Annotated in this window: 20 protein-coding genes; 3 read left to right on the top strand and 17 right to left on the bottom strand. The window is 35.9% G+C overall.

Annotated elements, in window-relative coordinates:
- Positions 1–9 precede the first annotated feature (9 nt).
- From rsfS to parE, 6 genes are read right to left on the bottom strand one after another with little or no spacing between them, the layout of a single operon-like run.
- Complete coding sequence (gene rsfS, locus JOS54_RS02010; protein WP_203245407.1) at positions 10–354, bottom strand: ribosome silencing factor; 345 nt, start codon at positions 352–354, stop codon at positions 10–12.
- Entirely contained in the window at positions 305–1,123 is an 819-nt protein-coding gene (yqeK, locus tag JOS54_RS02005) for a bis(5'-nucleosyl)-tetraphosphatase (symmetrical) YqeK (protein WP_203245406.1), read from the bottom strand. The genes rsfS and yqeK overlap by 50 nt, the downstream gene beginning before the upstream one ends.
- Entirely contained in the window at positions 1,120–1,413 is a 294-nt protein-coding gene (locus JOS54_RS02000; RefSeq protein ID WP_203245405.1) for a YhbY family RNA-binding protein, read from the bottom strand. The genes yqeK and JOS54_RS02000 overlap by 4 nt, the downstream gene beginning before the upstream one ends.
- Positions 1,410–2,456 (bottom strand): GTPase, encoded by a 1,047-nt coding sequence (locus JOS54_RS01995; RefSeq protein ID WP_203245404.1) that lies wholly within the window; start codon positions 2,454–2,456, stop codon positions 1,410–1,412. Before JOS54_RS01995 ends, JOS54_RS02000 begins: the two co-directional genes overlap by 4 nt.
- A complete protein-coding gene (gene parC / locus JOS54_RS01990) occupies positions 2,453–4,945 on the bottom strand; it encodes a DNA topoisomerase IV subunit A (protein ID WP_203245403.1) in 2,493 nt (830 codons plus the stop codon). The genes JOS54_RS01995 and parC overlap by 4 nt, the downstream gene beginning before the upstream one ends.
- The gene (gene parE, locus JOS54_RS01985) at positions 4,945–6,861 is read right to left on the bottom strand and encodes a DNA topoisomerase IV subunit B (RefSeq protein WP_203245402.1); all 1,917 of its coding nucleotides are present in this window, start codon (positions 6,859–6,861) and stop codon (positions 4,945–4,947) included. Before parE ends, parC begins: the two co-directional genes overlap by 1 nt.
- A 101-nt stretch (positions 6,862–6,962) precedes the next feature.
- Here parE and plsY point away from each other — a divergent pair, with 101 nt between their 5' ends.
- Together plsY and JOS54_RS01975 are read left to right on the top strand one after the other, a co-directional pair.
- Positions 6,963–7,568, top strand: a complete 606-nt coding sequence (plsY, locus tag JOS54_RS01980) for a glycerol-3-phosphate 1-O-acyltransferase PlsY (RefSeq protein WP_203245401.1) — start codon at positions 6,963–6,965, stop codon at positions 7,566–7,568.
- A gap of 105 nt (positions 7,569–7,673) precedes the next feature.
- On the top strand, positions 7,674–8,705 hold the full coding sequence (locus tag JOS54_RS01975; protein ID WP_203245400.1) for an NERD domain-containing protein: 1,032 nt from the start codon (positions 7,674–7,676) through the stop codon (positions 8,703–8,705).
- A 16-nt stretch (positions 8,706–8,721) separates the two neighbouring features.
- On the opposite strand, the gene JOS54_RS01970 is transcribed toward JOS54_RS01975, so the two are convergent.
- From JOS54_RS01970 to uxuA, 6 genes are all read right to left on the bottom strand, one after another.
- Positions 8,722–9,252 carry a Gx transporter family protein gene (locus JOS54_RS01970; protein ID WP_238928364.1) on the bottom strand — a complete coding sequence of 177 codons (531 nt, stop codon included), beginning with the start codon at positions 9,250–9,252 and terminating at the stop codon, positions 8,722–8,724.
- Positions 9,225–9,677 carry a NusG domain II-containing protein gene (locus JOS54_RS01965; protein ID WP_203245399.1) on the bottom strand — a complete coding sequence of 151 codons (453 nt, stop codon included), beginning with the start codon at positions 9,675–9,677 and terminating at the stop codon, positions 9,225–9,227. The genes JOS54_RS01970 and JOS54_RS01965 overlap by 28 nt, the downstream gene beginning before the upstream one ends.
- A 76-nt stretch (positions 9,678–9,753) precedes the next feature.
- Positions 9,754–11,148, bottom strand: a complete 1,395-nt coding sequence (gene uxaC, locus JOS54_RS01960) for a glucuronate isomerase (protein WP_203245398.1) — start codon at positions 11,146–11,148, stop codon at positions 9,754–9,756.
- Complete coding sequence (locus JOS54_RS01955; RefSeq protein ID WP_203245397.1) at positions 11,145–11,348, bottom strand: hypothetical protein; 204 nt, start codon at positions 11,346–11,348, stop codon at positions 11,145–11,147. Before JOS54_RS01955 ends, uxaC begins: the two co-directional genes overlap by 4 nt.
- The gene (locus JOS54_RS01950; RefSeq protein WP_203245396.1) at positions 11,332–12,951 is read right to left on the bottom strand and encodes a mannitol dehydrogenase family protein; all 1,620 of its coding nucleotides are present in this window, start codon (positions 12,949–12,951) and stop codon (positions 11,332–11,334) included. Before JOS54_RS01950 ends, JOS54_RS01955 begins: the two co-directional genes overlap by 17 nt.
- 2 nt (positions 12,952–12,953) lie before the next feature.
- The gene (gene uxuA, locus JOS54_RS01945) at positions 12,954–14,021 is read right to left on the bottom strand and encodes a mannonate dehydratase (protein WP_238928379.1); all 1,068 of its coding nucleotides are present in this window, start codon (positions 14,019–14,021) and stop codon (positions 12,954–12,956) included.
- A gap of 109 nt (positions 14,022–14,130) precedes the next feature.
- Here uxuA and JOS54_RS01940 point away from each other — a divergent pair, with 109 nt between their 5' ends.
- On the top strand, positions 14,131–15,027 hold the full coding sequence (locus tag JOS54_RS01940; RefSeq protein WP_203245394.1) for an AraC family transcriptional regulator: 897 nt from the start codon (positions 14,131–14,133) through the stop codon (positions 15,025–15,027).
- 36 nt (positions 15,028–15,063) lie between these two features.
- Here the strand turns inward: JOS54_RS01940 and uidA are convergent, their stop codons facing one another.
- From uidA to JOS54_RS01915, 5 genes are all read right to left on the bottom strand, one after another.
- Entirely contained in the window at positions 15,064–16,854 is a 1,791-nt protein-coding gene (gene uidA, locus JOS54_RS01935) for a beta-glucuronidase (protein ID WP_203245393.1), read from the bottom strand.
- 48 nt (positions 16,855–16,902) lie between these two features.
- Entirely contained in the window at positions 16,903–18,189 is a 1,287-nt protein-coding gene (locus JOS54_RS01930) for a PTS sugar transporter subunit IIC (RefSeq protein ID WP_238928363.1), read from the bottom strand.
- A 180-nt stretch (positions 18,190–18,369) separates the two neighbouring features.
- Complete coding sequence (locus JOS54_RS01925) at positions 18,370–20,517, bottom strand: FAD-binding protein (protein ID WP_203245392.1); 2,148 nt, start codon at positions 20,515–20,517, stop codon at positions 18,370–18,372.
- A 167-nt stretch (positions 20,518–20,684) separates the two neighbouring features.
- Entirely contained in the window at positions 20,685–23,840 is a 3,156-nt protein-coding gene (locus tag JOS54_RS01920; protein ID WP_203245391.1) for a collagen binding domain-containing protein, read from the bottom strand.
- A gap of 65 nt (positions 23,841–23,905) precedes the next feature.
- A complete protein-coding gene (locus tag JOS54_RS01915) occupies positions 23,906–25,168 on the bottom strand; it encodes a histidine phosphatase family protein (protein WP_203245390.1) in 1,263 nt (420 codons plus the stop codon).
- Positions 25,169–25,171 lie beyond the last annotated feature (3 nt).

Here is a 25,171-nt window from a genome sequence, read left to right as displayed (position 1 = left end):
TAACTCCTTCTACTTCACTAACATTTCTTCCATACGATATTGTGGCTGATCTGCCCAAAGGGCTTCCAAGCGATATTGGCGACGACTTTCTTCCAAAAAGAAATGAATCATAAAGTCTTTCGCATCTAATAATAACCAAGAACTGCCATTTTCACCTTCCCGATGATAGCCTTGTCCCAATCGATCCAATTCCTTTTCACAATCGTTTAATAAAGACAATAAATGACGTGGATTCTTCGCTGTCACAATCACAAAATAATCGGTATATGAACAGACACCACGCATATCAATAACTTGTATCTGTTCAGCTGGTTTGGTTTCTAAAAAAGTTAAAATCGCTTTTAATGTGTCCATCCTGGTTCCTTTCTAAAAATAATTTCTGCTTGTATAAAATCAATTTTACAGTTTTCTTTAAATCTTGTTTCGCCAGTTGTTCTTCTTCACTAGTGTCATAATTTCTCAAAGGTTCAATCTTATCAGCAATATATAAGATATGGTCATAAGCTGTTTTACCTAGTTCCCCTCGAGCATGACGTTGAATGGCTCTTAAAATATCTTTATCTTGAATACCTAAATTTTCCTTTAGCCACTTAGCTCCTAAATAACCATGAATGGTCCAACTTGGTACTTGTTTATAGGGATAATAATAAGCCATTTTTTCTTCTTGATGCTCTTCATCCTTACAAATATCATGCCACAAACCCATTAAATACGCTTTCTTTTCATCCAAATGATGTTGATGCGCTAAAGCTTGGCACACTTTCGCAACAGAATAAGAATGCGCGACTCGTTTGGGCTTTAAATGAGCTAGCAATATTTCTTTAGCAAAGGCATTTTGTTCAATCAGATTTTTGCGAATACAAGCCGGTACTAAATAAAATTTGCCACTTTGAATAGCTTGTTCATCTTGGCAATTGTATTTTATTGGCTGTTGAAGTTTATCCACGATTTCTATCTTTTTAACAGCCTGAAAGACCATTCTTAATAATTCCAAACGATACGCAAAAGATAGCTTACCTTCTTGGAAACAAGATAGAACTAACCTTTCTTTTTTTGCCATCTTTCTAAGCTTTAAAAAGTCTTTTAAAGAAATAGGATCAAAGCTAGCGATGAGTTCTTTCATTTTGGTAATCCGATTCTAGGTGTTTTCATTGGCTTATATAGCACAATCTGACGACCAATAATTTGAACCACTTCTGATTTTGTATAGCGGGCAATATCAAAAGCTAATTCTTTTAAATCCACTTCTAATCCTTTCAGAACATGAATTTTTAATAATTCACGCGTATGAAACGCATTTTGAATTAATTCAATAAACGTATTGGATAAACCATCTTTTCCACATTGAAATTTCGCTTTATCTGTTTGTGCTAAAGAACGCAAATACGCTTTTTGTTTAGGAGTTAATATCATAAAATTGCCTTTCTAGTATATACTTCAATCCCTTTTGGTAAGTGAAGTTTAATCTGTTGAAAATAACCTGATAGACAAATCCAACCAAGACCCGGCAAGACAATGTCCAACTTTTCTTTTCCTTTTAGGATAATCTTTTCTTCACTTAAATCTTTATTGAAACAAGGCTTTAAATCCTTACCTTTTTGACGCTGATATAAATCATCTGCCTGTTCTAGTTTTGTTCGATGAATGATTAATTGCTCATGAAAATAGAAAGCTAGAGAAGCTTTATCGCTCGTCTTTAAATCAATCCGAAACAAAGCCCCAATAAAATAGCTCTGATTACTATATAGTTGATAATTACGAGCCACTAAGGTCTTGCTTGGAAGTAACTTTTTCAAATCTAACTCATTGACTTCCATGAGATAAGAAGCCTTTACTTCCATCCCTGGTGTATCAATAAAGGTATAGCCATCTTTTTCTAATTTTAAAAATTCCAACGTTGTTCCAGGATAACGAGAAGCGGTTAAAGCTTCTGTTTCTAACAATTGATTTAATAGAGAACTCTTACCCGCATTGGCTAAACCCATAAAAATAAAATTTGTTCCTGGAGGGTACTGATGTAAATACACCAACAGTTCCTCTTTCCCTAAATCCACCTTCGCTGAGTGGAAGAATAGCTTTTTTATAGGAAGATGTTTTTGATGAATTTTTTCAATCATCATTTTCGCTATTTTTTCTTCATTGATTTCAGCTGGCAATACATCTCTCTTACTAAGAATAAGAATGATTTCTCGATCTTGAAGCTGTTGAACAAAGTCCTGTTCCAAGCTTTCTTCCATAGAAAAACAATCCACAACCCAAATCAAAATACCTTCTTGTTTCTGAATTTGTTGAAAGACAAGCCTTGAATCAATACCAAAGCGTTTGGAATAGACAGGATCATCATAGTGCCTTAAACGAAAACATCTTTGGCAATACAAAACTTCTTTTTTTGGACTATAACCGACCTCATTTGGACACTCATCTTGCAACTTAGCCCCACAGCCTATGCACTTCATTCTTCCACCTCAAACAAACCTAATTGTTGAAAAGAAACTTGGTCTTTTTGCACTTCCGGTTCATCCTCAATGAGCGCTTCTTGAATGCCCAACTTTAAATAATAATCTTTATCTAGTGATAAAGCACTAAAACCCACTTCTTTTTCTTTAAATGGAATATCGGTAGTCGATAATACTTGTTTCAATGGTCCACCAAATTCTAAGTCCTGACTCGCTTTCACCGCTAAGACATATAACAAGCAAGATGGATTGGACTTGTTCTTTTTACAAATCCTTTCTCCCATATTCTTCGCTCTTCCACTTAAGCGTAATTCTTCTAAATGAATGCGTTTCGCTTGTAAGGCATTGGTCATGAATAATAGATTTTCACCAACATGGACGCTTGTCGCATAAACCACTTCATCCTCTTCAGCCACTTTCATAGCTTGCACACCCTTAGAAGTTTTTACTTCGGGAATTTGGTCTTGTGGCATACGCAAAGCATACCCATCCTTCGTCAACACAACCACTTCTTGATTTTGATAGGTCATAAAAGCCGCACAAACTTCATCATTCGCTTCTAAATTAATAGCTTTAAATAAACGTGAAGTTCTTTCCACTTTCCAATCGCATAATCTGGTCTTTTTGATCTTATTGCCTTTGGTAACTAAAGTAATCCAAGCATAAGAATCAAAGCTTTTCACAACAATCGCAGATACAATCTTTTCTTCCGAATTAACCCGCACAAATTTATTTAAATGACTACCAATATCCTTCCATTTTTCATCATCAATTTGCCAGATTGGTAACATCGCATAGTTACCAAGTGATGTCAATAATAAGACTGTATCTAACGTATTCACTTCTTTTTGACCAATCAATTGATCGCCTGTTTTTAAGCCGGTTTCTTGATCACGAACCGCATTGAAGGAACGCAAAGACACACGTTTTAAATAGCCATCTTTCGACACTGTCAACATCACTTGTTCACTTGCAATCATCGCTTCTTTACTAATATTAATTTCATCAATTTCAGCTTCTATCTTCGTACGACGTGCATCCCCATACTCTTCTTTCACTTTGCGTAATTCTTGAATCATCAAATGGTTCAACACGGCTTCATTTTCCAAAATAGATTTTGTTTCTTCGATTTGGTTCACCAATTGCGCAAATTCATTTCTCAAAGACACAATGTCAGTATTGCTTAAACGATATAAACGCAAAGACACAATTGCTTCGGCTTGTATTTCATCAAAACCGAAGTTTGCTATTAAGTTACGCTTAGAATCGGCTTTATCTTTGGAAGCACGAATCATCGCAATCACCTCATCCAAGATAGAAACAGCTTTGATTAAGCCCTCAATGATATGCACTCTAGCTTCCATTTTATTTAACTCAAAGCGTGCTCTTCGTAAAACCACTTCTTTACGGAATACAATAAATGCATCTAAAAGCTTCAATAACCCCACTTGAACTGGAGTTTCTTTAATAATCGCTACATTATTGTAGTTATAGTAGACTTGCAAATCCGTATTTTTAAAGAAATATTGCAAGATTAAATTTGCATCGGCATCCTTACGAACATCCACCACAATACGCAAACCATTTCGATCCGATTCATCCCGCACATCCATTAAGCCATCGACTTCTTTTGATACGCGAATTTCATCCATCTTTTTCACTAAATTAGCCTTAACAACTTCATAAGGTATTTCAGTGATGATGATTTGTTGAAAATTCTTTTCTTGGATGATTTCTGTTTTAGCCCGTACAACAATACGCCCTTTACCGCTTGTAAAAGCTGCGCGAATTCCTTCTTCTCCTTGGACAATTCCACCAGTTGGAAAATCTGGTCCGGGAATAATATCCATGACATCCTTTAGTTCACAATCAGGATTTTGGATACGATAAATCGTCGCATCCACCACTTCATTAATGTTATGTGAAGGCATATTCGTTGCATAGCCTGCCGCAATTCCCGTTGCCCCATTCACGAGCATCACTGGAAAAGCGACTGGTAAAACCGTTGGTTCAACATCGGTATCATCAAAGTTCGGACTCATTTCAACCGTATTTTTATCCAAATCTTCTTCCATGACTTGGCTTACTTTCGCTAAACGAGCCTCGGTATAACGCATCGCTGCGGCCGGATCATCATCAATAGAACCATTATTCCCGTGCATATCAATAAAAGGCATTCGTACTTTCCAATCTTGTGACATACGAACCATCGCATCATAGACGGAAGTGTCTCCATGGGGATGATAATTACCAATAACTAAACCAACTGTCTTAGCCGACTTACGATAAGGCTTATCATAGGTATTTCCATCGTTATACATAGCGTATAAAATTCTCCTCTGCACTGGTTTTAAACCATCCCGTGCATCTGGTAACGCTCTTTCTTGGATGATGTATTTCGCATAACGACCAAAACCAGCGCCCATAATATCTTCTAAGCGTTGGTTTAAATAACGGGTGTGATCCATCCATTCTTTTTTCCTGGCCATTACATCTCTCCCTTAAAGTTATCTTCTAATGTGAATTGAATATTCTCTTCAATCCAATGACGACGTGATTCCGGCTTATTTCCCATCAACATTGATACTCTCTTTTCTGCCATCAATAAATCATCAATATTGACTTGAATCAATGTACGATGGGCCGGATCCATGGTTGTATCCCAAAGTTGCGTCGCATTCATTTCCCCTAAACCTTTATAGCGTTGGATTTCCACCTTACCAAGTTTGGACTTTAATTCTTCTAATTCTTCATCACTATAACAGTATTGAATTTCTTTTCCTTTACTAACCTTGTACAAAGGTGGTAAGGCAATGTATACCATACCCTTTTCCACAAGAGGTCGCATATAACGGAAGAAGAAGGTCAATAAAAGAATTTGAATATGAGATCCATCATCATCCGCATCGGTCATAATGATAACTTTGCCATAATTCGCATCTTCCACTGTGAATTCTTTACCAACACCGGCACCAAGGGTATAAATCAATGTATTTAGCTCTTCATTCTTTTCAATTTCAGCTAATGATACATGTTCGGTATTCAAAACCTTACCACGCAAAGGCAAAATAGCTTGGTAATGAGAATCACGACCTTGTTTTGCTGAACCACCGGCTGAATCTCCTTCGACCAAAAAGAGTTCTTTGATTTTAGAATCTTTGGTTTGGGCCGGGGCTAATTTTCCCGATAAAACCTTTTCTCCTTTTCCTAAGCTCTTTCCTTTGCGAACATTTTCTTTCGCTTTACGAGCCGCTTCACGCGCTTGTTGAGCACGAATTATCTTCTTAACCAAATCATCGGCCGCACTGCGATGCTCTTCAAGCCAGAAACTAAGTTTCTCAGAAACCACACTTTCAACCGCTGTCTTAACTAATGGAGTGGTTAATTTACTTTTTACTTGGTCTTGAAATTCCAAATAATCTTCTGGAACACGAACCGAAATAACCGTCGTTAATCCTTCTCGAACATCCAAACCATCTAAATTTTTATCCTTTGTTTTAAGCAAACCATATTTACGGGCATATTCATTCATGGCTTTTGTGAAAGCCCCTTTAAAGCCAATCTCATGGCTTCCCCCGTCCCTTGTGTGCACTAGGTTAGCGTAGCTATACGTATTTTCTTGGTAATCATCGGTGTATTGAAAGATACAGGATACATCGATTCCTTGATATTTTCCTTCAAACTTCACCGGTTCCATCATTACCCGACGATCTTCATGTAAATATTCTAAGAAAGCAACCAAGCCATCTTCATAAGAAAAAACTTCCCGTGCCTCTTTACCTTCTCGTTTATCTTCTACAACCATTGAAATACCGGATAATAAGAAAGCTTCTTCACGTGCTCTTTCCGCCACTTGTTCAAAATGGAAATTTATTACATGAAAAATAGTTGGATCTGGTTTAAAACGAACAATCGTTCCCGTCTTATTGGTCTTGCCTATCTTCTCCAATTCAGAAGCGACTTTTCCTCTATTAAAAGTCATCCGAACATGTTCACCATCATGGAAAGAATCCACCGTTAACCATTCACTTAAAGCATTCACAACCGAAGCCCCAACTCCATGCAAACCACCGGCTGTCTTATAACCACCTTGACTAGTGAATTTACCACCGGCATGAAGAATGGTAAAGATTACTTGAATGGTCGGTATTCCTGAAACGTGCATACCCGTAGGCATACCACGACCATGGTCTTCCACACTCACTGAACCATCTTTTTCTAAAGTGATTTGAATTTCCTTACCAAAACCATTGAGTGCTTCATCAATCGCATTATCGACAATTTCCCAAATCAAATGGTGCAAACCACGAGAATCGGTAGAACCACTGTACATACCCGGTCTTTTACGAACTGCCTCTAAACCTTCTAAAACTTGTATACTATCATCAGTGTATTTATTCGCCATTTGTTCTCCTAACAGTCTTTTTATTATACTAATTTTCACACTTTTTTTGAAGTGATAGAACACATGGTATATACTAAAAACACATTCACAGGAGATGGACTATGTTCAATAATATGATTGTTTGTATAGTAGCGTATTTATTAGGCTCTATTCCCTGGGCCTTAGTCATCGGAAAAGTGTTCTATCACACCGATATTCGTAACCAAGGTTCGGGTAATCTGGGGGGCACTAATGCCGGGCGTGTTTTAGGAAAAAAAGCTGGTGTTACCGTTATTGTTTTAGATGCCTTAAAGGCTGTTCCGGCTATGTTACTGAGTTATTATTTCGCCCCTGAAGTTCTTATTCTCTCTGGTCTTGCTTGTTGTTTAGGACATTGTTTCCCAATCTTTGCCCAGTTTAAAGGGGGTAAGGCGGTAGCGACCGGCTTTGGTTTCTTACTTGGCATTTGTTTGTTTCATAAGGGTGAATATTTAGGCTTATTCGCTACACCATTGGCTATCTTTTTAATCACTCTCTATCTATCCAAGATGGTTTCTCTTTCTTCTTTAGTAGCTTTATTCTCGGCTGGTGTCATGAGCATTCTCTTAAAAGAACCTATTTCCATTCAACTTCCCTTATTTGTGCTTTGGTTATTCGTTGCTTATCGTCATAAGGAAAATATTAAGCGTATTAGAAATAGAACCGAATCGAAAATTAGTTGGTTATAAAAATAAAATTTGGTTTTAACAAGAAAATACAAAATATATTATCCATAACTTCAAATAATGCGTAGCGTTTCATTGTATAATAATTTAGTTAAGGAAACAGATACTATGGCACTTCTTGATAATATTGTTCGTTCAATAACGAACACTTTTCGATTTAAAGAGACAATTTTTTGTAAAGAAAATAGTGATTTGCAAGATCGATACGATGCTTTGCAAAAATTAAATAATGAATATCCAAACAATGAAGATTTATTAAGTGAATTATTTACTATTAAGCAAGGTTTGAATGGTGAAAATGAAGTGGCTTATCAATTAAAAAGAGCCAACATTGGGATGTATGTTCTACGGGATATCAAAGTTCAACACGAAGATTTAAGCGCTCAAATTGATTATGTCATTATCACTCCTATATTCACCTATTATGTCGAATGCAAAAATTTAGTAGGCAATATCACTGTCAATGATAAGGGCGATTTTATTCGTGAGTTAAATATCAAAGGTAAAAGAATCAAAAAAGGTATGTATTCTCCTTTAAGACAAGTTGAAGCTCAAAGAGCAGTGCTTCGGAAAATCTGGGAAAAGAACGCATCTTCTCTCGAAAAAATATTAACCTCCCAATGTTTTGAATACTATCGTCGGGTATTGGTGGTCGCAACAAATCAAGAAACCATCTTAAACACTTCTAAAGCCCCAAAAGAAATGAAATATAAAATTTTAAGAGCTGATGCTCTCGTTCGACAACTAGAGTATGATCTCCGGCATAAGAAAAGTGATGATTTATTTAATACTCAAAAGTCTATGGAACAAAGAGCCCAAGCTTATCTTCGATTTACCAGCTCTGAAACAGTGGATTATTATAAATTTTATCAAGATAAGTATGACCTATGCCATACACTAAGTACAGAAGAATTTAAAAACATCTTGTTGGAATTTAGAAAAAAACGTTCCAATGATCTCCGTGTGCCTGCTTATTACATTTTCACCAATGATGAATTGGATAGGATACTAGAGGTTAAACCTACGACAATGAAAGAACTTCAACAAGCCCATATTTTAAGTCCCATCCGAGTGAAAAGGCATGGTGAAATCATTATTCAATGTTTGAATAATGCAACAAAGTCTTATCATGAGAAGTAAAAAGCTTAGGTTGAACCTAAGCACGCATTGGTTTCACTCTTTGGATAGCTAACTTAGAGATATAACCAGTCAATAATCCAGTAGGAATAGATAATAATAAGAAATAAGGCAAAATAACTAGAATCAGCCGTTGATCATAAAAAAACATAACGATCATCACTTGCCCGACAGAATGCGCTATTGCACTTAAAACAGAAGTAAATAACAAGCTGGATTGCATATAATCACACACAATCAAGATGATACTTGAGGAAAGAACACCCCCAAAACTAATCCAGAAATTAGAACCTAAGAAAGTACCACTCATTAAAGTTCCTATGAAAACACGCATCGTATTCACAATTAGCATTTCTTTAATACCCAGTATCTTCATCGCTACTAAAGCAATAATATTCGCTAAACCAATACGAAATACCCCTGCAATTGGTGGAATCATCGCTGTTTCCAACAAATTTACGGTAATAGCCATAGCAACCAATAAAGCTAACACTGTAAAATGCCTTGTTTGATTAGGACGATTCATGAATTCACATAACTTTCTATCCATTCACTTGTTCCAACATAAATACCATTCGGAATACAAGAAATTGGATACAATGAGCCACCATCATCCCAACCCATCTTTTCACAAAGATGATTTGGACAATCCACTTCATGCGCATGCCATTTTCCATTTTTCACTTCCACACCAAACTTACCATAATCCCCTTTAACAACATAGCTTCCATCAATCCCTGAATCAAACCATTGGATGACCTTACGGCGATGAACAATACCAACCCATTTTCCTTTGGCTTTCGTTGTTGGCTTCGTTAAGCCCATATCTTGTTTTGATTTATTTTCTTTTGGTTGGGGTGCAGTTGTTGTTTCATTTTTTTTAATCACTGAATGCTCTCTAAATTTCATAAATCCAAGTAAACCAAGAGCGAATAAAGCCAGTATGGCAATGATATAAATCTCTTTCTTTTTCATATTCAAGATTATATCATAAACTCTTACTTTCCTTTCGCTTTGACCATATGAAAAACAGGCAACGCCTGTTTTATCATTAAAATCCGAAATATCGTTTTACATTATTGTAAGAAATATCTTTAATCAATTGACTTAAAGCTTCCTCATCATTTGGAAACTCACCCAATTCCACAACTTCACCAATGTACTTACATAAAACTCTTCGAAAATATTCATGGCGTGCATAGGATAAGAAACTCCTCGAATCCGTCAACATTCCCACAAAATTTCCCAGCAATCCATTCGCTGCCAACTCTTTCATTTGCTTGGTCATTCCATTCAAAGAATCATTAAACCACCAAGCGGCACCATGTTGCAGATAACTGGCCACTCCTTCTTGTTGGAAAGAAGCTAATATTGTATCAATGATGGTATTATCATTTGGATTTAAAGAATAGACGATTAGCCTAGGAAGACAATCTTCTTCCACCAAAGAATTGATGAACTTAGATAACTGATCCAAAGGCACCTTAGCACCAATGTGATCACCTCCAACATCAGCACCGGCCCTTTCAAATAAACGGTGATTATTATTACGACTTACGCCGAAGTGTAGTTGCATCACCCAGTTTCTTCGTTTATATTCCTTTGATAAGAATTTCAATAAAGCAACATAGAAAGTGTGTACCTCTTGACTATCCAAAACTTCATTGAATTTCTTCTTAAAGAATATGGAATAAGCTTTATCATCTGCATTTTCCACATAAGGAACGTAATCCAAGCCATGATCTGATACACGACAACCATGTGCTTCAAAATAATCCAAACGCAAAGATAGGGCTTTCTTTAAGTCCTCAAACGTATCAATTGACATTCCAGAAGCTTCACTTAATTGACTCATATAATCCAAGTAATCCGATTTTTCAATAGCCATTGCTCGATCAGGACGCCAAGCAGGTAAAACTCGTGTCTGAAAGGAAGTGTCTGCTTTCAATTTTTCATGCCACTCTAGGGAATCCACCGGATCATCCGTCGTACACAAAACCTCCACTTTAGAATCCAAAATCAATCGGCGAGCTGACATACACTTAATTTTTTCATTACATAATTGCCAAACTTCCTCGGCTGTCTTTGCATTCAATATACCCTCATAACCAAAGTATCGTTTCAATTCCAAATGTGACCACGAATACAATGGATTACCGATCGCTTTTTCCAAAGTAGAAGCCCAATAAAGAAACTTCTGGTGCGCATCACCATTTCCTGATACAAACTGCTCAGGAACACCATTCGCTCTCATTAAACGCCATTTATAATGGTCACTGCCAAGCCATACTTCACTAATATTTTCAAACTTTTTATCTTCATAAATTTCTTGGGAGCTTAAATGACAATGATAATCAATAATCGGTTCTTGTTTGGCTACTTCATGAAATAGACGTCTTGCTGTTTCAGTTGTTAATAAAAAATTTTTACCTAAAAAACAATTCATCGTTGAACCCTTCCATTTCCATTCATTAAAGCTTTCCCACCATTATGGCTAGCACTTATACTTTCAAGCAAAGTCACTTCTGCACAAGGTAAACCACCATTTAAAAGTGCTCTAGTCAAAGGACGAAGCTCTTCCAGGTCATCAATGACCACAGCTGGAACAATACCGACTTTTTCAAACGTATCAACAATTGATTTCATTTCTTAATTCCTCCATTGTTTTATGTAATACAGAACGAACATGACCTTTTTCTTGCATATCGATAAAATAAGAAATAATACGATTTGATAAGCCGGCTTTCACTAAATCCACTCCAAATAAAGATTGATCTTTTAAAATCGGTTCTAAAACGGAAGATACATTATCTTTATTTAATACACTTAGCTTCTCTTGCATTATCTTTAGTAAAGGATCATCGCTTAATTCCATTGGATTACCTTCATCATCTCTCGCTAGTAGATAGCGTAACCAACCGGCAATCACTAAAGAAATACCAAATAATAAAGAAGTATCTTTACCTTGGGATAGATACGTTTTAATAGTCTGACCAAAGCGAATCGCTAATTTTTGTGAAGTATCTGTTGCAATGCGTTGTGGGGTATCAGGCATAAATACATTGGGAAGGCGAATATCAATAACCGTGTCAATAAACTCTTTTGGATCTAAAACACCGGGATGAACAACTACCGGTAAGCCCTCTACATAGCCGATTCTCTTAATCAATTCTAACAAATCTCCATCTTTCACTTCATCGCTAATTTTATGGAAACCAAGCAGGCATCCATAAACGGCTAAAGCAGTATGTAAAGGATTTAAACAAGTACAAACCTTCATTTGTTCAACCTTTTCCACTGTTTCGCGATTGGTATACACCACACCAACTTGTTCTAAAGGTAATTTACCATTTGGGAAACGATCTTCAATCACCAAATACTCTGTCTCTTCTGCATTCACAAATGGTGCCACATAGGAGCCCTTTGATGTGATGACTGGGGCTAAATTCAAACCATCTTCTTTCAATATCTTTTCCACACTTGCATCAGGTCTTGGAGTAATCTTATCAATCATTGTCCAAGGGAAGCTAACTTTGGAGTTATCTTCAATATAAGCCAAAAATCCCTCTTCCACAATGTGATTAGAAACCCACTCTTTTGCGAATGTATGGACAGTCTTATATAATTTATCGCCATTATGTGCACAATTATCCATCGATACCATTGCAATAGGCTTTTGATTAGCTTGATATCTAGTAAATAATAAAGCCGTTACTTTTCCAATATAGCTTCTTGCTTGAAATGGATGTTGTTTAAAATCCGCTAAGACATTTGGAATATAGTGACCATCACCATTAACTAAGCTATACCCCTTTTCTGTAATGGTAAAAGAAGCCATCTTTAAGCTATCCTTAGAAAACATTCTCTTTAAATTTTCAATTTCTACTTTATTTGAAAAATCCAAGATAGCTGTATTAGCAATCGAGGCAATCACTGTTTTTTCTACTTTTCCATCTGCTTTTAAAGTAACTAAAACCGATAAATTATCATGGGGATGATATTGTTTTGAAATGATTTCATAATCAAAACCATCGACTGCCACTAAGCCTGTTTTTACAAGACCTTTGTTCAATAATTTTTGCATTAAATTGGCTTGAAAAGCACGAAAAATATTTCCTGCACCAAAATGAATCCATTCCGGATTTTCTTTTGTTTCGGATATGACTTCTTCTAAATTAAATTGAGGAAGCTCATAGCCTCTATCTAGCCAAAAAGATTTCTCTTTTAAAGATTGACGATTTAATTCCATCACTATTCTCCCTTTTCACTTTTTTCAATTGCTTCCCATAAACCATTGATATAGGTAGCACCCAAAGCACGATCATACAAACCATAGCCGGGCATTGCTTTCTCATTCCAAATCATGCGACCATGATCCGGACGAATTGGTCCACTAAATCCCGTTTCATAAAGAGCTTTCACGATTTCATACATATCAAAAGTACCATCACTCGATAAGTGAGCCGCTTCCTCAAAATCATCTTGTGAATGAAATCTTAAATTACGGATGTGAGCAAAGTGTATTCTTCCTTTCAAAGAGTGAATCATCGCCGGCAAATTATTCTTTAGACTAGTTCCTAAAGAACCTGTACAGAAAGTCACCCCGTTGTGTACATCATCTACCGTCTTCATTAAGCGCAACAAATTATCTTGATTGATGATAATTCTTGGTAAATCAAAGACCGACCAAGCCGGATCATCTGGATGAATGGCCATCTTAATATCGTATTCATTGCATACTGGCATAATTGCTTTTAAGAAATACACTAAATTTTCAAATAACGTCTCGTTATCCATATTTCTATAAAGGGCAAATAATTCTTTCACTTTTGCCATGCGTTCAGGTTCCCAACCGGGCATAACCGTACCGTTCATATCATCCACAATAGACGCAAACATTTTTTCTGGCACAAGATTATCCACTGCTTTCTGCGTATAGGCTAAAACCGTTGAGCCATCTTCCCTTTTACGAGCCAGCTCCGTTCTCGTCCAATCAAAAACCGGCATAAAGTTATAACAAACCATGTGAATATTTTCTTTTCCTAAATTACGAAGAGTTTCGATGTAAGTTTCAATATCGTGTTCCCGTTCAGCACTAGCAGTTTTAATTGCATCACTAACATTGACACTTTCAATACCGGAAATTTTCAATCCTGAAGCCTCTACCTCTTCTCTTAAAGCATGGATTTCTTCCTGAGTCCAAAGCTCTCCCGGCTGTTTATTATATAAAGTTGTAATAACGCTTTTTACCCCCGGAATTTGGCGTATTTCTTGTAAAGTAACGGTATCGTAAGCACTACCATACCAACGTAATGTCATTTCCACGTAAAGTCCCTCTTTTCTTTGAATTTATTATAAATTTCATGCTTTTTTATTCCGATTGAAGTCATTGTTATTCATATTGTAAAAATTGCGATAAAATGAATGTATGAAGAAGAAATTTAGATCTAGCTTTACCTATCGCCAGTTTATGGTTAATCAAGATTTTGAGCTTTACTATTATTCAGATGAAAAATTTGAGCCGGTGGAGTTACATCGTCATAGTTATTATGAAATTTACCTCCCTTTAGAAGGTGATATTTATTTAGATATTGATGGTGTTGTTCTTCCCTTAACAAAGACTGATGTTGTGGTTGTTCCGGCCGGTCAAAAGCATCGTATCGTGAACGTTAATCCAGACTTACCTTATCGACGTTTTATTTTTTGGTTAAATCCTAGTTTTATGGAAAAATATGAAAAGATTTTTCCTGAAATTGACTTCCTTCCTCGCTACTTAAAAGAAACCAATCGTTTTAGTTTTCATTTTAGCAATTCTGATATTTCCTTAATTCATACGAAATTTTTACGTTGTTTAGAAGAAATTCATTCTCATCGCTTTGCGGAAGAAGGAATGTTAGCGCTTGGGGTTTTTGACCTATTACTAACTTTATCGCGCTTAGCGTACGAAACTGTTAATCCTTCCATTCTGAATGAAAGTGATGATTTATTTCAAAATATCATTTCCTATATTGAACAAAATTTAGAAGATAATTTAAGTCTGGATGAGTTAGCCAATCATTTCTTTGTGTCTAAGTATTATATTTCTCATTTTTTCAAGGAAACTGTTGGCATTTCCATTCATCAATACATCTTAAAAAAGCGCTTAGAAAAAGCTAAATCTTTAATGATTTCCGGTGCTTCAATTAAAGAAGCTTTCAAAGAAAGTGGATTTAGTGATTACTCCAGCTTCTTTAGAGCTTTCCGAAAAGAATACCACTTATCCCCCAAAGAATTCCAAAAAGTATACATTCAAGATCCTATTCGTTTAGAGAAAAAATCGCATTAAAAAGTGCCTTACAATTTTTAAGTAAAGCACTTTTTTCTATTTCTCTTCCCAGCGTTTTTTAAGAATGAAAGCAACTTCTTTCGGCTGACGATTGCGGGTAAACACACCTTTCTTGTTACCATTCACACGGAAAACTCCTTCTCCTGTTTGGAAGTCCGCGAAATTCCAAGTTAATTCTCCCTGCACAAATTCATAATCATCAAAAACTTGAAAGTTCATTTGGTAATACTCGTTTTGGTATTCTTGACTCCACATTACCGATGGTAACTTATGTTCAGAACCAAGTGTATCTGTACCAAATTCGGTAAAGACAAATGGTTTATTTAACTTTTTAGCTTGCCAACGATTCATTTCATCTCTAAATTTAACCTCCGCATCTTCCATTTCAGCACCACCGGAAATATACCAACCATAATAACGATTTAAACAAATAAAATCACATAGCTCATGACAATAATCCAATTCCGGAGCAGAGTTCTTTTCAAAAGCACCTGTTAAAGGTCTGGTTTTATCCAAGCTTCTAGCAAATTCAAAAACTTTCTTAAAATACTCATATGATTCTTTCGTTGTAGTTTCCGGTTCATTGAATAAGCTATACGCAATAACGGAGGGATGATTTTTATCTCTTTGTATCATTTCTTCAACAGCCATTAAATGATTTTTTAATAAAGCCGGCACCGTATCGGTTTGAAAGAAATTTGTTACTTTTCCAGATCCGGCATCGACAGCATTTCTAGTTGAACGCATCATACCGACAGCCGGAACTTCATCCATGATTAAAAACCCTTCTTGATCCGCAAAATCATACCATTCTTCTGCATAAGGATAATGTGATGTACGGAAGCTATTCGCATTAGACCACTTCATCAATTCAAAATCTCTTTTGATTATTGGATAATTGAAACCACGACCAAAGACTTCCGCATCTTCATGCTTACCAAAGCCTTTTAGATAAATCTTCTTGCCATTTAGAAGGATTGTTTCACCTTTAATTTCAATGCTACGAATTCCTAATGGACGACTATATTCATCTATTATGGTATCCTCTTTTACTAATTGTATTTGTAAGGTATATAAATACGCATTTCGAAGTTGCCAAAGTATTGGTTGGTCAACAACCAACTCGCTTTTTTCTCCTTTTGCTTTAGAAACTTCTTTTCCACCAGCATCAAATAAAGTCACAAGGACATCACAATCACTATTTTGTCTTACTGAATAATGCACGATTGCTTTTTCATTTTCTAAAGTAAAGCTTGTTTCATAGTCTTGAATTGCTTGATTAGGAACTTCGACAAAGTCAACATTTCTATGAATACCAGCATAATTAAAGAAATCAAAATAAGGTGTAACTAGTGGTCGACCATTTTTCAAATACTTAACAGCACCACATGGAAGACTGGCTTCTGATAATGAATTATTTACTTTTACAACAATTGTATTATTCGCATTTGGCTTTAAAGCCTTCTTAACATGAACAACAACCGGTAAGAAACCACCCTCATGTTCACCAACTTTTTCTCCATTCACGAAAATTTCACAGCGATGTGTTACCGAACCAAAACGTAAGAACGCATCTAAGTCACTTTGGTGGTAGAAGATGCTTGTTTCATACCAAAAATCTCCTACATAATCACGGATTTTTTTATCGGTGTATAAATCATTGAAACTAGCTGGTACAGGAATATAGTCATATTCCTTTAAACCATTCTTCCATTTTTCTTCATCACCTATTGAATTTGGATCCAAAGAAAATTTCCAAAGACCATTTAAGGATTGTTTATGCCGTGCTTGATTTTGTACGGGATATAATTCTGAAAATTGTAACATCGTGTACCCTCCTAAAAAATGGTCATACAAAGATGACCAATGAAATAATTACTTAGCTACCTCCGCCTCAGTGGCTTGTTCTTGTTTAAGTGCTTCTCTTTCAGCCTTCTTAAACCAAGGATACCACTCAATTGGTGAAAGTACTAACTGAATGAATAATTGTAAGATGATAATGGATAAACTGCCTCCTACCATTGCGTGAAATCCTAAAGGTAAGCCAAAGATAGGTTGAATACCTGCACACCTAGCAACGATTCCCATCTTCGTTAAGAAGTAAGCTAACGTTAAATTGATTGAGTTATTTAAAACAAATGGGAAGAAGAAATTGAAATTAAATACTAATGGTGTACCGAAGATAACTGGTTCTGTGATACCAAATAAAGCAGGAACCAAAGCAATCTTACCTAATTCACGATATTGTTTACTCTTGGATCTTAACATCCAGAAAATTAAACCTAAAGCCGAACCACCCCAACATACAATGGAGAAGAACGCATTACCAACGATATTTGGCAAGGCTGTACCAGCTGCTAAAGCAGCCGTGTTTTGAGCATCTAGTGCCAAACGAACCGGCTGAACAATAGGATTGATAACATTGGTACCATGAATACCGAAGAACCATAATAATTGCATCAAAAAGCTTGTTAAAATCGTCGCTGGTAAAGAAGCACCAATACCTTGTAATGGAGCTTGGATAATACCATAAATAAAGGCATGCATATTACCATAGCTTGTCGCTTGGAAACATAAACGAATCACAACAAATATAGCCGCAATAATGAAGGCTGGAAATAAAGAGTCGAATGCTTTCGATACATTTGGAGGAACAGAAGCAGGCATCTTGATTGTCCATCCTTTTTCTTGGAATAAAACATAAATACGACCTATAACTGCACCAATAATCATAGCAGAGAACACTCCCGCAGCACCTAACCATTGAGTAGGTAAAACTGTCGCCTTATTCATAGTAGCTAATGGCGTAATGATTAAGAATGCCATTAAGGATAAGGCACCTGCCATAGCACCATCATCACTTGCTAGCTTAAATGTAACTAAATTCTTTGCCATTAAAAAGGAAACATAAAGTGCCAACGCACCAATTGTGACTGAATTGATAGCTAAGAAAATTGGTGTTAAACCAACATTCGCAAAGAATGTCTTTACAGAAACGACCGGAAAAGCCGCAAACAATACAGCCACAGAACCAACCATAACCGGACCTAACGTACCCATCATTGTGTTGGAAATGGTCTTTAGGTAAACATTTTGTCCGACTTTACCAAAAATTTCGCCGACTTTACCAAAAAATTCCATAACTTTATCTTTAAAACTCATGATAAGAATCCCCTTTCATTTCTTACAGTTATATTTATATCAAAGAAGACTTGTTAAAACATTGTCAAAAAAACTTTAGACTTTGTAAAAATTGCACAATCCTTCTTTTTGAAAAAATAAGTCGTTTTATTTTTTCAAAACAAAAAGGGAATGAAAAATGAAGTGCACCCCCTTCTTTTCTTACTTCGCTAATTTAGCTGCTTGTTCACCGGCAATTTTACCAGAAACAAAAGTCCAAGATTGAGCTTGACCACCCCATGGTGTATAAGCTTCACCATCTTTATTAGCAACTCCTTCTGAATCCTGACCAACCGCAAATAAGTTGACAATTGGACTACCATCTTTCCTTAAGACATTCATATTCTTATTCACATCTAAACCACCAACTGTACCATAAGAATACGCAACACTTTCAAATAAGTAATAGTTCTTATCCTTATCACCTAAAGACTTGACCAACTCTTCTTCTTTCATATTCAACTTCTTCGCCAATTCAGAAGCTGTTCCTTTCCAAGCATTATTGGTATTCATAGCAACTTCGATAATTTTATCAATGTCTTTAATTGGTGTATTAGCCATAGGAACTTTACCGCCTTGACCTAAACCGAAGATTGAAACCTTAGCTGTCTTTTCACTCAATCCCTTTGTCTTAATTGCATCAATTTCTTCTTGGCTATAAACATTATAGAAATGGAAACCGGGTGTATAAACAATACCCACTGTCAATTCACTGTTTTCTGTACCTGACTTATCCGCCTTTCCCAGTACCTTACCTGTCTCATCTATTTGTTTACCATCTAATGTTGTAGCGATAGCTGATAAAATAGCTTTTTGATCTGCCGTTAAAGAATTATCACGAATGATATTTGGAACTTGAGATACATGAACCATCGGTAATGTCTTCATTGCATAAGTAGCACCACCTACCGATTGACCCATCTTAATGCCGGATCCTTTATTCACAGTATCACCAATTGGACGAATACTAGAACCATATGTTTCCTTTAGCATTTCTTCATTTCCTAAGAAACCACCCGTTGCCAGAATGACTGATTTACCATAGATTTCATAAGTTGTGCCATCATAAGAAACAGCCTTAACTCCCGTCACATTTCCCTTATTATCCTTCAATAATTCTTTTGCGCTTAATTCTAACTTGTAATCATTCTTTTCATTCTTCGCCTTTGCTTTTTCTAAAGCATGCGTGAATTGGAATGTGTGATCAGGTCCAAATGTATACCACTTTTTATTGGCTTTATCAGCGGTATAAACAGTCCATAATTTTGTCCATGTTGGAACAACGAAGGAACCGACCAATCCACCCATACCATCAAAAGAAAAGTCATATTTATCCATGTAATAATCCAAAGCTGTTCCCGATTGTTCAACTGCTTCTTTGATGACATCGGCTTTTTTATCTGTACCGACATACTTCAACCAAGTTTGATAAACTTCATCGGTTGAAATATAGTCTTTACCACCATTGTATTTTTTCGCTAAGTTCTTAGAATTTAAAGCCATTGGTCCATACACGGAAGCTGAATTACCCCCAATTTGTGCTGCCGCATCAAAACCAAACACCTTAGCACCATTATCCGCCGCACTAGCGTAAGATAGAATACCAGATCCACCTAAACCAACAACAACTACATCATAACCTTCTAGCTTCACTGTATCTTTTTTCTTTTCAACTGGTGTATACCATTCATCGCTCTTACCACCAGCCTGTTCAATAGCAGAAGATACAATACTACGAATAGCACCGGAGGAAGTCGTTGCTCCGGTAACGGAATCTGTCGCTAGGGATTGGTTTTCTAATAAACGAGGAATGAACTTTGTTTTAGCTTGTTCAAACCATTGTCCTGTAGTACTATCACTTTCTTCACTAATTTTCACATCTTTAATTCTACCATTCGCAATTGTTACTTCACCCTTCATTTGTCCTGTGACGGAAAATGAATTCGCAATAGCTTTATAAACACCATCCTTAACACTTGCCTGATTGATGCTTGCTTTTAAAGCTCTTCTAACCGCATCACTTGTTTCAGTCGCACCCGTTACACCATCAAATTCACCACTTTGTTTGGATAGAATATTCTTAACCAGTTGCTCAACCGCAGCTTGACCAATAGAAGCTGTTTCTCCACTTGCGTCAACTGTTACTTTTTCAATCTTATTCTTTGAAAATTCAGCTGTTACTTTTACCTCACTACTATGTCCTTTTGAAGTAGCACTGTATGTTCCGGGCTTATATTTTGAATAACTCGAACAAGCAACAAGAGATACAGCTATACCGACCGCCAAAAGTCCATTAACAACTTTCTTCATTCTTTTTCTCCTTCTTTTTGAAATATCACATTCACTATTAAAACACTTTCAAAAACTTGAAACAAGATATTAAGTTTATTTTTTACCTATCTTCCGGCAAAGGATAGGTAATATCCAAGCTCTTTGTTATCAAAGGAGTACAAATCAATACTAATTTTCAAAGTACATCAAGTCAGTCTTTTCAATTGCAAAGTGAAAATTATACCTAATAAAAATACCGATAAAATAAAATACCACCAATAACCAGGCTTATCCCCTGTTTTCACTAAAGTCTTTTTCTTATCCTCCACTCTTAAAGAGATTACTTGTTTTTGATTAAATGAATAATCCTTTTCAATATGAACTGGGATTGGGTTCACATCCACTTCATAACCCTTTGGTGCTTTCAATTCCCTAATGAAATACCCATCTTTTGCATAAGGAACCTCCCTCTCTGCTTTTCCTTGCTCATTACTAATCAAATCCACAAAAGCACCTGTTTCATCCTTTAATGCTTTTCCATTCTTATGAAAAACACGATAATGCGCGTTTGCCAGTAAATGATGTTGACTACCTTTCTCTCTTTTTTCCAATTGAAGACGTACTTTCTTCGTTTGATTTAAAAAGGAAATACGAATTGGTTTCGCATATTTTGAAATATGGATTAGTTGATCTTCTTGACTATGATAACCAAATGGTGTTTCCACTTCATGAATCCAATAACGACTATCTGCCTTTAAAAGTGAGGACACATTCCAATCTTTACCATCCGAAACCCATTCCTTTAACACCTTCTCTCTCTTTTCATCTAAAAGTTGTAACTTAGCACCTGTAACACCATGACCAAATTCATCCACTTTTTGAATACGAACATCCAAATGACCATCCATCATCTGAACTTTCGTAATAGAACCATCCTCTTTTAATCTAAAAGAACTATTTTTAGCAAAGGAATATCCCTTTGGCGCAACTCTTTCTTCTAAAATGTAAGTTCTTCCTTTTTCTAAACCTTGAATGCAATGTGCCTCTTTTTTAGAATACCAACTTGAAATCTTAGCCCCATTTTCATCCTTTAAAACCAATTCAGCGCCTTGTACCTCTTTTCCATTTTCATCCATCTTAGAAAATTCAATTCTCGTAAACGAATTCTTCATTTGGAAAAAATAAGGTTTTTCACTTAATTCAATTGTTCTCGTTTGCTGGTCCAGTTCTACACCCTTCGCAACTTGAACCTCCTTTAATTCATACTTACCACAATGCAAATAATTTAAATCCACTTTTCCCTTTTTATCTAAAAAGAAAGAGCCTACCTCTTGACCAAAAATATTCTTCGCTAAATCTCCTTTCTTCATAACTCTAGTCCCATCACTATTCGCATAAATATCTTCTTTCGCTCTTAATTCAAATTGAATCTTTGGGAAATCCTTTTCAGCAAAGTTATCCTCATTTACTCTTTCATCCCACTTTTTCTGCAAGTGAAAAGAAGCGTACTTTCCCTTATTTTCAATTGGAATTAGTACTGTATTTTTTCCCTTTTCCTCAACCGTATTCTGATTCAATACAACAATTTTTTTAAATCCTTTTTCATAACCTTTTGGACTTTCCACTTCTTCTATTTCATATTTGCCCGCCGGTAAAGCTAAAGGTAAAATCAATTCTCCGTAGGAATTCTTTGCATCTTGCCAACTAGTTTGAAGTAAGCCTTTTGAATTTGTTGAAAATAAAGAATATAGTTTCGAGCCGATTCTTTGTGTGATCACTTCTCTTACTGCTTGTCCTTTTTCATTTTCTATACGAGTAATGCGAAAGGTAGCGGAACTTTTCTGAATGCTTTGTTTCGTGTCTTTATCCAATTTTAAAATGCGCAAATAATAGTTCTTACTCACATTTTTCAAAACAAAAGATTGGTGTTGGTGATCTTCTTGAACTGTGAAAAAGAAAGGACTTTGGTATTGTTCAATTTCTTCATTCATGGCTTTGGTTTGTCTAATTTCATAACTTCCATAAGCCAATTCAGAACTTTTTGCATAGCCTTTTTCATCCGTTGTTAAAATAGCGTATTCTTTCGGATTGAATTTGTTTAAATGCTTTCTTGCTTGTGCAAAGCCTCCATACTTTTGAACATGTTTCGAGAGAATGGCGATAAATTCCGCCTTTTCCTCCGGAGGTAAAAAAGCACTTTCTTCTGAATTAGACAGATATTTTTGTATAGAAAAAGTACCTGTTTTCACTTGGTCTTGAACAACAATAGTTTTTGTGTTTTCTTTTAAAGAAGACAATTCAGCACTTTTTACAATAACAGGAATTTTATCTTGGTGCAGACGCATTCCCATTGGTGCAACAATCTCTTTTAAATAGTAGGTTTCATCCGGCAATAAGTTATCAATATAGTTAGACTTTCCATTTTGAAGTATAAATGTTCCTAATAGCTTTCCTTCCTTATTTAAAAGCTGGTACTTTGTTCCATTAAAATTAGAAACATCTCCTTGTGGATGCTTGGTTTCAACATCTTCTTTGCGGATACCTAGACGATACCCCTTTGCCATAATTTCAACATCGAAACCTTCCACCTCTTCACCATCATAAATCATTAAATTCTGCAAGGATTTACCAATTAGCGCAAAGTTTTTCTTCTTAGTAGACTGACTTTGCAATGATAGCTTTTTACTTTTCTTTGTAAAGCCAGCATCAACGGTAAACACAAATTGGTTTTTAACAATTGTGCCTTGAATATCACCCTCTACTTTTTTCAATTGAAAACCCTTTAATTTTCGTGTGACTTGATAGCGATGACCTAATATAGCATTTGTAAAACGTAAGTGCTTCCCTTGAACTTTCATAACTACTTGTTTTGTGGTTAAGTCTTTTAATTCAATTTCACTCTTCTCTAAATTTTGAACTTTCTTTTGAATTTCTTGTATTCGCTTTTGAACTTCTTGGTGACTATGAGGACCCTTTTGAATGCTTGGTTGGTAACCGACTAAAGCCCAAGCGTACATTTGCGCTGCCGCATAGTTAATATCCCCATCACCAACACCATTTTCAAAGGCATAAGCCATAAAATGATTCAATCGTTCCGTATTAGAACCCATAATTTCTTTTAAACTTTTTTTGTGATAATCATTGCCAAAGTGCATATCTCTTTTTGGATCTATGCAAATGGCCGGGCGACCTTGATAGGTCACATAACTAATATATTCTCTTGCTCGATTTTTTATAGGACCTGGTGTAGCGGTATATTCCATGCGACGAACAACCGTTAATTGTTCTGCATAAACTGGTAAAACCAAACTCACCATAATGCTAAATATCCAAATCCATATTGCTTGTTTCTTTTTTCTCATATACACCTCTTTCTATGTACTTCTTTTTTCCCGAAAGATGAGTAATTCCTTCCATAAAAAAAGACTTATTCGTGTAAATAAGTCTTTGGATCTTGCATGAGTTGAACTAAATGAATGCCGTCTTTATTCAATTGGAAACGAGCAATTCCACCATTATAGGAATACTGCTGACCACGTTGTTTACAATAGGCTTCTAAACCAAGACGGTCCGTCTTTAATAAATAAGCGACCATAATCGCATACATGGTACCATGCCCTACAAATAAGACTTGATCACCATCTTGATTTTCAAAATACACTTTTTCTAAAATCGATTGCCAGCGTGTTTTTACAGCTCCTAAGTTTTCGCCTTGATGATTTAAAAAATTCTCTTGATTTTGATGACAAGCATACAGTTCTTTTAAGATAGCTTCATCAACTAATCTTCCTTCCAAATCACCAAAATTCATTTCTTGTAGGTTTTTTTCAATAGAAATTTCGGTATCATGACCAGCCAACACAATCTTAGCCGTATCTACAGCTCTTTTTGCATAAGACACATAAGCTTTTGAAAACTGTTTATTCTTTAAGGCTTGTTGGGCTTGAATGGCTTGTTCGATACCTAAGTCCGTTAAAGGCGCATCACTTCGACCTTGTACTTGATGTCTTAGGTTAAATAGTGTTTGTCCATGTCGAACATAGAAAATATCAATCGTTTTATCTTTCTTTGGTAAACATAAGTCCTTCGCTTCACATGGCTTTTGAATTAAGCTTACTTTTCCGTGATCCTCTTGGAAGATTAGAATGCCGGCATTTGGCATAAACACCCTGCCTTCATCTAAACAAGCTTGCCGATACGCTAACATATCTAACTTCAAAATGTAAGACATAAATGCCATGGACATAATCCCATGGGAAACAATTAAAATTCGATCATTCTTTTTCGTTTGGGAGAGAATTTCTTGAAAGACCTTTTCTGTTCTTAAACGAAGTTCTTCTTTACCCTCTCCACCAGCTTGTTCAAAATCCAAGCTACCAAAACATTTTTGCATTAAGTCTTGGTCTTCTACTTGACGACCTTCCATTATGCCGAAGTTTGGCTCTTGTAAATCTTCTAAATATGTCAATTTAACTTGACGGTTCTTCAATAAAATATCCGCTGTTTCACGCACTCTTCCAGCCGGAGAAGCAAAGGCACAATCAAAAAATTGACCTGATAATACCTTGGCACTTTTTTCGGCTTGTTGAATTCCCAATGGTGTCAAAGGGGAATCACAACGACCTTGTAGCTGTAAACGTAAATTAAAATACGTTTGACCATGACGAACAAAATAAAATAAACGACTCATACC

This window comes from Bulleidia sp. zg-1006 (assembly GCF_016812035.1).
Taxonomy (GTDB): Bacteria; Bacillota_I; Bacilli_A; order Erysipelotrichales; family Erysipelotrichaceae; genus Bulleidia.
The sequence above is the reverse complement of the archived record's forward strand: the minus strand, read 5'-3'. Positions and strand labels throughout refer to the sequence as shown.